Annotated in this window: 9 protein-coding genes; 1 reads left to right on the plus strand and 8 read right to left on the minus strand. The window is 70.5% G+C overall.

Annotated elements, in window-relative coordinates; translation table 11 throughout:
- The first annotated feature begins 19 nt into the window (after positions 1 to 19).
- Complete coding sequence (locus NIE111_RS07940; RefSeq protein WP_238683745.1) at positions 20 to 400, plus strand: SAV_915 family protein; 381 nt, start codon at positions 20 to 22, stop codon at positions 398 to 400.
- Here NIE111_RS07940 and NIE111_RS07945 read toward each other — a convergent pair.
- The 8 genes from NIE111_RS07945 to NIE111_RS07980 all read right to left on the minus strand — a co-directional run bounded on the left by NIE111_RS07945 (position 304) and on the right by NIE111_RS07980 (position 12,074).
- Complete coding sequence (locus NIE111_RS07945; protein WP_238683746.1) at positions 304 to 2,325, minus strand: FAD-dependent oxidoreductase; 2,022 nt, start codon at positions 2,323 to 2,325, stop codon at positions 304 to 306. The genes NIE111_RS07940 and NIE111_RS07945 overlap by 97 nt on opposite strands.
- Positions 2,326 to 2,428: 103 nt before the next feature.
- Positions 2,429 to 3,109, minus strand: coding sequence for a response regulator (locus tag NIE111_RS07950; protein WP_238683747.1), 681 nt, complete (start codon positions 3,107 to 3,109; stop codon positions 2,429 to 2,431).
- A complete protein-coding gene (locus NIE111_RS07955) occupies positions 3,106 to 5,655 on the minus strand; it encodes a sensor histidine kinase (RefSeq protein ID WP_238683748.1) in 2,550 nt (849 codons plus the stop codon). Before NIE111_RS07955 ends, NIE111_RS07950 begins: the two co-directional genes overlap by 4 nt.
- A 73-nt stretch (positions 5,656 to 5,728) precedes the next feature.
- The gene (locus NIE111_RS07960; RefSeq protein WP_238683749.1) at positions 5,729 to 6,610 is read right to left on the minus strand and encodes a potassium-transporting ATPase subunit C; all 882 of its coding nucleotides are present in this window, start codon (positions 6,608 to 6,610) and stop codon (positions 5,729 to 5,731) included.
- The gene (gene kdpB, locus NIE111_RS07965; RefSeq protein WP_238683750.1) at positions 6,610 to 8,805 is read right to left on the minus strand and encodes a potassium-transporting ATPase subunit KdpB; all 2,196 of its coding nucleotides are present in this window, start codon (positions 8,803 to 8,805) and stop codon (positions 6,610 to 6,612) included. Before kdpB ends, NIE111_RS07960 begins: the two co-directional genes overlap by 1 nt.
- Before the next feature lie 20 nt (positions 8,806 to 8,825).
- Complete coding sequence (gene kdpA / locus NIE111_RS07970) at positions 8,826 to 10,481, minus strand: potassium-transporting ATPase subunit KdpA (RefSeq protein WP_238683751.1); 1,656 nt, start codon at positions 10,479 to 10,481, stop codon at positions 8,826 to 8,828.
- Positions 10,481 to 10,570, minus strand: coding sequence for a K(+)-transporting ATPase subunit F (kdpF, locus tag NIE111_RS07975; RefSeq protein ID WP_036410889.1), 90 nt, complete (start codon positions 10,568 to 10,570; stop codon positions 10,481 to 10,483). The genes kdpA and kdpF overlap by 1 nt, the downstream gene beginning before the upstream one ends.
- Before the next feature lie 463 nt (positions 10,571 to 11,033).
- Positions 11,034 to 12,074: a TRM11 family SAM-dependent methyltransferase gene (locus NIE111_RS07980; protein ID WP_112603623.1), complete on the minus strand. Its 1,041-nt coding sequence runs from the start codon at positions 12,072 to 12,074 to the stop codon at positions 11,034 to 11,036.
- Positions 12,075 to 12,095: the final 21 nt, after the last annotated feature.

Genomic DNA, 12,095 nt, shown 5'->3' on the forward strand with positions numbered 1-12,095 from the left:
GGAAAGGACCAACCCGACAATGGACGAGGCCCCGATGATCTTCGCCGTTCCGGTGCGCGACCTGCCGGGACGGCTGATACGGACGGTGCGGACCGGCCGTTCGCCGCAGGGGCAACGGGTGGGCATCGCCTTCACCCGACCGGAGTTGCTGGTCGCCGCGATGGGCGCGGAGCAGCAGTGGGAGGAGCTGTGCGAACCCGCACTGCGGGGGATGCTGCGCCCGCTCGGCATTTCGGTGATCCAGGTCGACCCGCTGCTGGTGGCCCCGCCACTTGACCGGGTCGACCCGGCACCCGCCTCCGGTCAGGCGCGTACGAAACGCACCGCGTCCGCGACCACGTGGCCGTCGGTGTCCTCGGTGCGGATCAGCACGCTTCCGTCGCTGCCCGCAGTGAACTGATAGGTGCCCAACGGCACCCACTGACCGCCCGACTGTCGCTGGTTCACCGTCCGGGTGACCAACCCCCCGGAGTACGCGATGTCCACCGGCACGTTCGTCGCGCGGTTCGGGTCCGCGGTCCAGCGCAACTGCACTGTCCACGACCCGGAGGCGGGCAGTGAAGGGCGGAACCGCAGCCGGTTGACGCCCTTGGCGGTGTTGCCGTCGTGCTCGTAGTCCGGGCCGTAGTAGCCGCCGATGCTGGTGCTGCGCAGCCACGTTCCGGCCCTGGTGATGCCGCTGGACGCGGCGTTGTCCAGGATCACCTCGCTGGTGGAGCCCCACTCCAGCACCGCGCCGTCCTGGCGCAGCCGGGTCTGCAGGGTGGGCACGGAGACGGCCTGCACGGCGAGGTTCCCGGCGAGCGCCAGGGACGCCGCTGTGGCAGCGGCCTGCCCGAGGATCATGAACACGGGTTCCATCCGGATCGAGCCGTACGCGATGTGACTCGCCGAGAGACAGACCGGCACCAGCAGGTTGGCGCACTGCGCCTGGTGCGGCACTATCGCGCGGTAGCTCACCGGGTACGGCGCCGGCACGCCGATCTGCACGTCTCCCTCGTTGCGCACCCTGCCGTCGACGACCACCCGCTGACAGTTGTGCGAGTCCATCGTGTAGCTGGCCAGGCCCACGGAGTCGGTGGCGCGTACCCGGCCCCGACAGTCGGCCTCGGTCATCACGTACGCGGAGATCATCCGGCGTGCCTCGCGGATGTAGAGCATCGGTGGCCAGCCGCCGGTGCCGGTGAACTCGTCCACCGGCAGCCCCCACCGGGCCGTCGAGTCGCGGACCGTCGCCGGCAGTCGGGGGTCGTTGGCCAGGAACCACATCAGCCCCTGCTGGTAGGTGCGGTGCTCGGCGATGATGCTCTCGCGCGTGGCCCAGCTCGCCGTCGGGTACGCGTAGTTGAAGCCGATGTTGTCGGTCGACACGGCGCCGTTGTTGTTGGAGTCGGTCTTCCCGCCGCCGACCGAGTGGGTGGTGAAGTACGGCCCGGTGTAACCGGCCTGGATGTGCCGCAGCAGCAGCTCGTACCGGATCGGGTCGTACCCGGACGGCTTGCCGAACGGGATCCGGTTGGCCGCCTGGGTCAGGCACATCCGAAAGCAGTACGCCTGGATCTTGTCGTCGCCGCTGCCCTGCGGGGCGAGCGGGGTGGCGGAGATGCCCGGCAGCAACCCACTGGCGGGCGAGCCGGCCGTCACGTACGGGTCGACGGGGTAGGCGAACTGGTGGGTGTTGCGCGACTGCACCCCGTTGATCGTCTCGCCGTAGGTGTCGTTGGACTCCCGCCCGACGGTGAACCCCACCCCGGCCATGGCCAGCAGATCGCCCTCGTAGGTGGCGTCGACGAACACCCCGCCTCGGTAGATCGACCCGTCCTCGGTGCGCAGCTCGGTGATCCGGTTCCCGGTTCGGCCCAGGCCGGCCAGCCGGGCGTCGACGACCACCGGGACGCCCGCCTCGGCCAGCATCTCGGCGAAGACGGCGGTGGCGACGCGCGGTTCGAAGGTCATCCGCAGCGGCGACGTCGGCGTGAGGGTTCCGCCGTGGTACTTCACGTACACCCGGCGGTAGAACTCGGCGGCCAGCCCGCCGATGGACGCCTGGACGCCGGTGTCGGTGGCGCCCAGCCCTGCCGTGCTCAGCCCGCCGACGTGGCCGGTGGGCTCCACCACCACTGCGGTGTGGCCGAGCCGGCGCATGGTGATCGCGGCGGCCAGCCCGCCGGAGGTGGCGCCGTAGACGACAAGGTCGGCGGTGGTGACGGCGGCCCGGGCGGGGCCGGCCCGGAACGGGTCGGTGAGACCGGCCAGGACGAGGCCGGCACCGCCGGCGACGAGCAGCCGACGACGGGACAGGGGCAGGGGAAGGGGCAGGGACACGGCGGGGCTCCCGAGGGGTAACCGGTAACGGGGACGGTTACAGAAGCACGCCGCTGCCGCTGCGAAAGAAATTCTTCAATCTCTGCCGGCGGGTGTCAACGGTTCACGGCCGGTAGCGGTAACCCATTCCCGGCTCGGTGATGAGGTGGCGGGGGCGGGCCGGGTCGTCCTCCAGCTTGCGTCGCAGCTGGGCCAGGTACTGCCGCAGGTAGTTGGTCTCGTTCTGGTACTCCGGCCCCCACACGTCCTGGAGGAGCTGACGTTGGCTGACCAGCTTGCCGGGGTGGCGCAGCAGCTTTTCCAGCACGCTCCACTGGATGGGGGTCAGCTTGACCTCGGTGCCGTCGTCACGCAGCACGCTGTGGTCGGCCAGGTCGACTGTGTGCTGGCCGATCCGCAGAGCCGGCACCGCTTCGCTGGGCGCGCCCAGGCGGCGGGTCACCGCGCGGATGCGGGCCAGCAGTTCCTCCACCCCGAACGGCTTGGTGACGTAGTCGTCGGCGCCCGCGTCCAGCGCCGCGACCTTGTCCTCGCTGCCGGCCCGGCCGGAGAGCACGATGATCGGCACTGTGGTCCACCCGCGCAGGCCCCGGATCACCTCCACGCCGTCGATGTCGGGCAGGCCGAGGTCCAGCACCACCAGGTCGGGCGGGTGGCTGGCGGCGGCCTTCAACGCGGCGGCCCCGGTGCCGGCGACGTCCACGTCGTACCGGCGGGCGCGCAGGTTGATCCGCAGGGCGCGCAGGATCTGCGGTTCGTCGTCGACGACCAGGATGCGCGTCATTCCTGCGGCCCCTCCGAGCTGGTCGGCGCGGCGGGCAGCCGCAGCACCATGGTGAGCCCACCGCCGGGGGTGGTCTCCGGGGTGATGCTGCCACCCATCGCCTCGGCCAACCCCCGGGACAGGGCAAGACCGAGACCGACACCCGTCTGGTTGTCCCGGTCGCCGAGGCGTTGGAACGGCAGGAAGACGTGCTCCCACTGATCTTCCGGGATGCCCGGCCCCCGGTCGATCACCCGCAGCTCCACCTGACCGGCGTGCGCGCTGGCGGTGATCGTGGGCGGTTGGTCCGGCGGGCTGTAGCGCAGCGCGTTGGCGACGATGTTGACAAGCACCCGTTCCAGCAGGCCCGGGTCGGCGGTGGCGGCCGGCAGGTCGGCCGGGATGTCCGTGCCGACCGTCGCGGCCACCGGGCCAAGTTCGTCCAACGCCAGGGGTACGGCGTCCTCCAGGCCGATCGCTGTCGCCGAGATGCCCAGCACGCCCGCCTGGAGCCGGCTCATGTCCAGGAGGTTGCCGACCAGCCGGGCGAGACGGTCCAGTGACTCCTCGGCGGTCTCCAGCAACTCCTCGCGGTCGGACTCGTCGAACTCGATGTCGTGGCTGCGCAGGCTGGTCACTGCCGCCTTCGCGGACGCCAGTGGCGTACGCAGGTCGTGGCTGACCGCCGCGAGCAGCGCGGTGCGCATCCGGTCGGCGGCGGCGAGGGGCCGGGCGGTGGCGGCCTCCTGGGCGAGCCGTTCCTGTCGCAGCGCGACGGCGGCCTGGGCGGCGAACGCCTCGACGATCCGCCGGTCGGCGGCCTCCAACCGCCGGCCGCTGAGCACGACGGTGATCCGGTCGTCGACCGGTACCGCCGTCTCGCCAGCGTCGGGCGTGCAGGCCGGCTGCTCGCCGACGCTGGCCACCACACACCAGGCGTGCTCCTCGCGGGCCCGCTCCGGTCGCCCGCTGGCCTCCTCGGCCAACTCCAGCACGCTCACCGCGCGGAGCCCGAACGTTTCCCGGAGCTGATCCAGCAGGGCGGGCAGCGGACGTTCGCCGCGCAGCACGCCACCGGCGACGGCGGCGAGGGTCTGCGCGTCGGCGGCGGCCCGCGCGGCTTCCCGGGTACGACGGGCGGCCACGTCGACGATCCAGCTCACCGCGAGGGCCACCCCGACGAAGACGGCCAGGGCGAGCAGATTGTCCGCCTCGGCGATGGTCAGCGTGCGGAAGGGCGGGGTGAAGAACCAGTTGAGCAGCAGGGAGCCGCCGAGCGCGGCGACCAGGGCCGGCCACACCCCACCGACCAGCGCGACCCCGACGACCCCGGCGAGGAACAGCAGGATGTCGTTCGTCAGCGTCAGGTCCGGCAGGGTCTTCAGCAGCACTGTGAGCAGCGGCATGCCCAGCACCGCCAGGCCGAAGCCGAGCAGCCGGCGGCGTCGGGACAGCGCCGCCGGTACGGCCGCCGCCCGGCGGCCCTTGCCGGCCTGCTTGTGGGTGACCAGGTGCACGTCGATCGAGCCGGACAGCGCTGTGGTGGTCACCCCGACGCCTCTGGCGAAGATCTGCGCGAGGCGACCCCGCCGGCTGGCTCCGAGCACCAACTGGGTGGCGTTCACGCCCTGAGCGAAGTCCAGCAGCGCGGCCGGCACGTCGGTGCCGAGCACCTGGTGGTACGTGCCGCCGAGGCTCTCCACCAGCACTCGTTGCCGGGCCAACTGGGCCGGGTCGGCACCGGCCAGGCCGTCGCTGCGGGCCACGTGCACGGCGAGCAGGTCGGCGCCCTTGCTGCGGGCCGCGACCCGGGCCGCCCGACGGACCAGCGTCTCACCCTCCGGGCCACCGGTCAGCGCGACCACCACCCGTTCCCGGGCCTCCCAGGTGGCAGCGATCCCCTGCTGGCTGCGGTAGCGGTCGAGCTGCTCGTCGACCTTGTCGGCCAGCCAGAGCAGCGCCAGCTCGCGCAGCGCGGTGAGGTTGCCGACCCGGAAGTAGTTGCCCAACGCGGCGTCGATCTTGTCGGGTCGGTAGATGTTGCCGTGCGCCATCCGCCGCCGCAGCGCTTCCGGGGTCATGTCGACAAGCTCGACCTGCTCGGCGGCGCGGACGATCTCGTCCGGCACTGTCTCCCGCTGGGTGGTGCCGGTGATCTGCGCGACGACGTCGTTCACCGACTCCAGGTGCTGCACGTTGACAGTGGACAGCACGTCGATCCCCGCGTCGAGCAGCTCCTGGATGTCCTGCCAGCGCTTGCCGTGCCGGGAACCGGGCACGTTGCTGTGTGCCAGCTCGTCGATAACAGCGATCTGTGGCCGGCGGGCCAGCACCGCGTCCAGGTCCATCTCGGTGAACGCCGCGCCGCGGTAGTCAATGGTCCGGCGGGGCACCTGCTCCAGGTCGCCGAGCATCGCGGCGGTGTGGTGACGGCCGTGGGTCTCCACGAAACCGATCACCACGTCGGTGCCGCGCGCGGCCCGCCGCTGGGCCTCCTCCAACATGGCGTACGTCTTCCCGACGCCGGGGGCGGCACCGAGATAGATGCGCAGTTCTCCGCGTGGCACGGGGACCATCCTCCCTGGTCAGATCGGCGGGCGGGGCCGCGCCCGGTTGGCACGGCCCCGCCCGCGAAGGTGCTCAGCGTGCGGCGAACTGCTTGTCGAGGGCGAGGTTGAGCTCCAACACGTTGACGCCGGGCGCGCCCATGAAGCCGAGCCCGCGCCCGTCGGTGTGCTCCTCGACCAGCTTGCGGACCGCCGCCGGGTCCGCGCCGCGCTCCCGCGCGACCCGGTTCACCTGCAGTTCGGCGTACGCCGGGCTGATCTGCGGGTCCAGACCGCTGGCGCTGGCGGTGACCGCGTCGGCGGGCACCGCCGGGTCGGCGGACGCGTCGCCCCGGATCGGGGTGACCACGCCACCGGCGGCCACGTAGTCCTCGCCGGGCTGGGCCACCTCCACCGACACCCCCTCATAAGAGGAGACGAACGGCGTCGACGGGGCGGCCTGGTTGACGCTGACCACCCGAGTGACAGTGCCGGTCAGGCCGTCGGCGCGGAAGACCGCCAGGACGGCGCCCACCCCGTCGTCGGTGCAGTACGGGCGCCGGCCGTCGACGCCGTTGAGCTCGCCGACCGACTTGCTGCGCCCACACACCTGGGTGAGCAGGCTCTCGCTGGATTCCTCGGGGTCGGTGGCGATGGTGTCGACAACGCTCTCCGGGCCCAGGTTGCTGGCGGACGTGGAGGTCGGGTCGTAGCCGTCGCCGGCGGCGGAGGGGCGGGACTGGAAGTACCGGGCGACGGGGTTGCCGTCGGCGTCGGTGAAGGACTGACCGATCAGCGCGCTGCCGACAGTCGTCCCTCCCGAGGAGATCAGCGAGCCGTCGGCCTTGTGGTTGAGGCCGGGTAGCTGACCGAGCGCTACCAGGGCCAGCGGGTAGACCAGGCCGAGCAGCACGGTGAAGACGAGTACGGCGCGCAGCGCGGCGAGGTGTTGGGCGATCCAGGTAGGTAGGCGCATCACGAAATCCCCGGGATGAACTGGATGAGCAGGTCGATGAGTTTGATCCCGATGAACGGCACGATGATGCCGCCCAGCCCGTAGACCAGCAGGTTGCGGCTGAGCAGCTTCGACGCGGCGGCCGGCCGGTACCGCACGCCACGCAGGGCGAGCGGGATCAGCGCGATGATCACCAGGGCGTTGAAGATGACAGCGGACAGGATCGCCGACTCCGGGCTGGACAACCGCATGATGTTCAGCGCGTCCAGGCTCGGGTAGAGGCCGGCGAACATGGCCGGGATGATCGCGAAGTACTTCGCGATGTCGTTGGCGATGCTGAAGGTGGTCAGCGCGCCGCGCGTGATCAGTAACTGCTTGCCGATCTCCACGATCTCGATCAGCTTGGTCGGGTCGGAGTCGAGGTCGACCATGTTGCCGGCCTCCTTGGCGGCCGACGTGCCGGTGTTCATGGCCACCCCGACGTCGGCCTGCGCGAGCGCCGGCGCGTCGTTGGTGCCGTCACCGGTCATCGCGACCAGGCGGCCACCCTCCTGCTCCCGCTTGATCAGCGCGAGTTTGTCCTCCGGTGTCGCCTCGGCCAGGAAGTCGTCCACCCCGGCCTCGTCGGCGATCGCCTTCGCGGTCCGCGGGTTGTCGCCGGTGATCATCACGGTTCGGATGCCCATCCGGCGCATCTCGTCGAACCGCTCCCGCATGCCGGACTTGACCACGTCCTTGAGGTGGATGACGCCCAACGCGCGGGCTGGCGCACCGTCGACGTGCTCGGCGACGACCAGCGGGGTGCCGCCGGTGCCGCTGATCGCGTCCACGATCTCGCCGACCTGCTCGGTCGGGTGGCCCCCGTTCTCCCGTACCCACTTCATCACCGCGGCGGCGGCGCCCTTGCGGACCCGGCGGGCGGTGCCCACCGCGCCGGCGTCCACGCTGGCGTCCGGTGTGAGGTCGACGCCGCTCATCCGGGTCTGCGCGGTGAACGGTACGAAGGTGGCGTGCGGCATCACGCCCGGCTCACGCTCGCGCAGCCCGAACTCGTTCTTCGCCAGGACGACCACCGAGCGCCCCTCCGGGGTCTCGTCGGCCAGGCTGGACAGCTGCGCGGCGTCGGCCAGCGCCGCGGGGTCGACCCCCTCGACGGGTACGAACTCGGCGGCCTGCCGGTTGCCCAGCGTGATGGTGCCGGTCTTGTCCAGCAGCAGGGTGTTGACGTCGCCGGCCGCCTCGACGGCCCGGCCGCTCATGGCCAGGACGTTGCGCTGCACCAGCCGGTCCATGCCGGCGATGCCGATGGCGGAGAGCAGCGCGCCGATGGTGGTGGGGATCAGGCAGACCAGCAGCGAGATCAGCACCACGCCGGTCACACCGGAGTCGGTGATCGCCCCGCTGTCCGGCGCCGCCGCCTGGTACGCCTTGGAGAAGATGGCCAGCGGCTGGAGGGTGACCACCGCCAGCAGGAAAATGACAGTGAGCGCGGCGAGCAGAATGTTCAGCGCGATCTCGTTCGGCGTCTTCTGCCGGTTGGCCCCCTCGACCAGGGCGATCATCCGGTCGATGAAGCTCTCCCCCGGCTTCTGGGTGATCTTCACGATGATCTGGTCGGAGAGCACCTTGGTGCCGCCGGTGACCGCGCTGCGGTCGCCGCCGGACTCCCGGATGACCGGGGCCGACTCGCCGGTGATGGCCGACTCGTCGACGCTGGCGATGCCCTCGACGATGTCGCCGTCGCCGGGGATGATGCCGCCCGCCTCGACGAGCACGACGTCACCCTGACGCAGGTCCGGCGCCGGCACCGCCTCATCGCGGTAGGTGTTGGCCCGCGCGCCCGGCTTCCAGTCGATCAGCCGGGTGGCGATGGTGTCCTTCTTCGCCTGCCGCAGGGTCGCGGCCTGGGCCTTGCCCCGGCCCTCGGCGACCGCCTCGGCCAGGTTGGCGAAGACCACTGTCAGCCACAGCCAGATGGTGATCGCCCAGGCGAACACCGACGGGTCGATCACCGCCAGGACCGTGGTGAAGGCCGCGCCGACCTCCACGATCAGCATCACCGGGTTGCGCCACAGCGTGCTGGGGTTGAGCTTGCGTACCGCGTCCGGCAGGGACCGGATCAACTGCTTGGGGTCGAGCAGGCCCCCGCCGATCCGGTTGCCCTGGGTGGCGGGCGTGCCGGGAAGTTGCTCTGTCGGGGCGGACGTGACGGACATGTCCTCGTTCCTCATGATGATCAGAGCCCCTCTGCCAGCGGACCGAGCGCGAGCGCGGGCAGGAAGGTCAGCGCGACGAGGACCACTGTGACGCCGACGACCATGCCGATGAACAGCGGTCGGTGGGTCGGCAGGGTGCCCTCGGACGCGGGGGTGGGTGCCTGGCGGGCCAGCGAGCCGGCCAACGCGAGCACGAAGATGAGCGGCAGGAACCGGCCCAGCAGCATGCACAACCCGAGCGCGGTGTCCCACCAGGTCGTGTTGACGGTGATGCCGCCGAACGCCGAGCCGTTGTTGTTGCTGGCCGAGGTGAACGCGTACAGCACCTCGGAGAGGCCGTGCGGGCCGACGTTGAGCGCCGTGGAGTTGTTGCCGGTGCCGAACGCCGCAGCCGTGCCGACGAGCACCAGGATCGGCGTGATCAGGAAGTAGAGCGAGGCGAACTTGATCTCGCGCGACCCGATCTTCTTGCCCAGGTACTCGGGAGTGCGGCCCACCATCAGCCCGGCCACGAAGACCGTGATCACCGCGAGGATGAGCAGGCCGTACAGCCCCGAACCGGTGCCGCCCGGCGCGACCTCGCCGAGCATCATGTTGACCATCGTCATCATGCCGCCGAGCGAGGTGAACGAATCGTGGAACGAGTTCACCGCACCGGTCGAGGTGAGCGTGGTGGCGGCGGCGAAGGTGGCCGAGTTCGACACGTCGAACCGCACCTCCTTGCCCTCCATCGCCGCGCCGACCGCCTGCGGCACCGTGCCGTGGCCGGCCAGCTCGAAGATGTTGGTGATGGCGACGCTGAGGAACGCGAGGATGCCCATCACCGCGGCGATGGCGTAGCCCTGCCGGTTCTGCCCGACCATCCGGCCGAAGACCCGGGGCAGACTGAACGGGATCAGGAGGATCAGGAAGATCTCCAGCCAGTTCGTCCAGGTGGTGGGGTTCTCGAACGGGTGCGCGCTGTTGACGTTGTAGAAGCCGCCACCGTTGGTGCCCAGCTCCTTGATCACTTCCTGGCTGGCGACCGGACCACCGGTGATGGTCTGCGTGCCGCCGGTCAGTGTGCTCACGTCGGTGCCGGCGGACAGGTTCTGCACCGCCCCGCCGATCATCAGCGCGATGGCGCCGAGCACCGCGATCGGCAGCAGGATCCGCAGCGTGATCCGGGTCAGGTCGACCCAGAAGTTGCCGAGCTGCCCGGTACGACTGCGGGCGAAGCCGCGTACCAACGCGACAGCCACCGCGATGCCGACCGCCGCCGAGACGAAGTTCTGCACGGCCAGGCCGGCCATCTGCACCAGGTGGCCCATCGTCGACTCACCCGAGTACGACTGCCAGTTCGTGTTGGTCACGAACGACACGGCCGTGTTCCACGCGCCGTGCGGCACCACCGGGTCGAATCCCAGCGACAGCCACAGGTGGTTCTGCACCCGTTGGAACAGGTACAGGAACAGGATCGAGACCGCGGAGAACGCCAGCACGCTGCGGGCGTACACGCCCCAGGTCTGCTCGGCGGCCGGGTTGACCCCGACCAGACGGAAGACGCCCCGCTCGACCCGCGACTGCTTCGTGCCGGAGACCGCCCGGAACATGTAGTCGCCGAACGGCTTGTAGACGGCGACCAGGGCCGCCACCAGCGTCAACACGAAGATGACGCCCGCTGTTGTCATCGTCATCAGAAGCGCTCCGGAAACAGCAGGGCGAACACCAGGAACGCGCCCAGGACGACCGCGAGCACCAGACCGACGGCGTTGACAGCGTTCACAGCTTCTCCACCGCCCGGACCACCAGGGCGAGCACTGCGAACAGCACCACCGTCAGGACCACGAACACCACGTCAGACACGCTGACTCCTCAGCCGGAAAGGTTCGTCGCGACCGCCTTCCGGTCGCGCCGGGCAATCAAAGCCCCACCACCCGCCGGACGGCAGGGGTCATAACGCGACCATGACGGCGGCGAACCCTTTCTTGACGTGGTTTTCACACCTGCGCACTGAACAGGTGAAATGCGGCACAGACCCTCGGTGGCCCGCGAGGTCAGGACCGGTTGTCCGCCCTTTGCTCTGCACCCGCGGAGGCGACACTTGCTCTGCACCCGCGGAGGCGACACTTACGGTCTGTAGCTGGTGCCTCGGCGGGTGCAGAGCAAAGGGGAAAAAGCACGACAGAGACCAGGCGCGACTTGGAAGGGGTGCCTCATGGCACGGCGGGGCGGAGGTGCGAGGCCCGTCAGGCCGGGCGGCGGGCCACCAGCACGTCGCGCATGATCGACTGGTCCACCCGGTGCCGCAGCGCGCGGTAGGGCTCGGCGTCGACAACTGTCAGACCGGCGTCGGCCAACGCCGCCGCCGCGTCGTCCCGGCTGGCGACGTGGGTGTTCCAGGAGATCCCGAGCGCACCACCGGGACGCAACAACCGGGCCCAGACGGGCGCGGCGTCCGCGAGCAACGCCAGCGGGTCTCGGGTCAACCCCTGCCCAGCGGTACGACTGCCGTGCTGCACGCCGTACGGCGCGTCGGCGACGACCAGGTCCACGGTCTCCGGGCGGAAGAACTCCGCCGAGCGGGCGGTGTCGGCGTTGACCACGTCCAGCAACTGCGTCTGGCCGGCCTTGTGCTCCTCGCGGGTCGGCGCCAACTCGATCCGCACCCGCCGGCCGACCACCTTGCGCTCCCGCCGCACAGGTCCCGACTCCAGCACCCGGTGCTTGACCCGCTTCTGCTTCAGCCAGGTCGTGATGAACGCCCGGTACGCCTCGACGTCCTTCTGATCGCGCTCGATCCCGGCGGCGTCGAAGCCGTACATGAGCGCCTGGTTGAGGGTGGTGCCCCGACCACAGAGCGGATCGAGCACCCGAAACCGGCGGCTGGTCATCTCGGCGGCCCAGTCCGAGGCGAGCAGTGTCACGTTGAGCAGCAGCTTGGTGAACTGCTCATTGGTCTTGCCCGGGTACTTCTGGATGGTGAGCAGATCGTCGTCGTAGCGGTCCAGACGGCTCCACTCGATCGGCCGCAACAGCTCACCGACGATCTCGAACAACGCGTACCCGGCGGAGAGGTTGCCCAGGACGGCCAGATCACGCTCGGTCAGCCCGTCGCCGGTGAACGTGATGTACGACGCCCCTCCGACGACCTCGGTGTCCAACTCGCCGATCCGGCCGTCCAGCGCCGAGCGGCCGAAGATCTCCAGCTCGGCTCGGGTGAGGTCGACGGCGGCGCGGGCGTACACCCGGTTGGTGGCGGGCAGGATCAGCAGGCCGTAACGCGTCATGATCCGGCGAGTATTCCACAA

It is taken from the genome of Micromonospora hortensis (assembly GCF_022230935.1).
GTDB classification, from domain to species: Bacteria; Actinomycetota; Actinomycetes; order Mycobacteriales; family Micromonosporaceae; genus Micromonospora; species Micromonospora hortensis.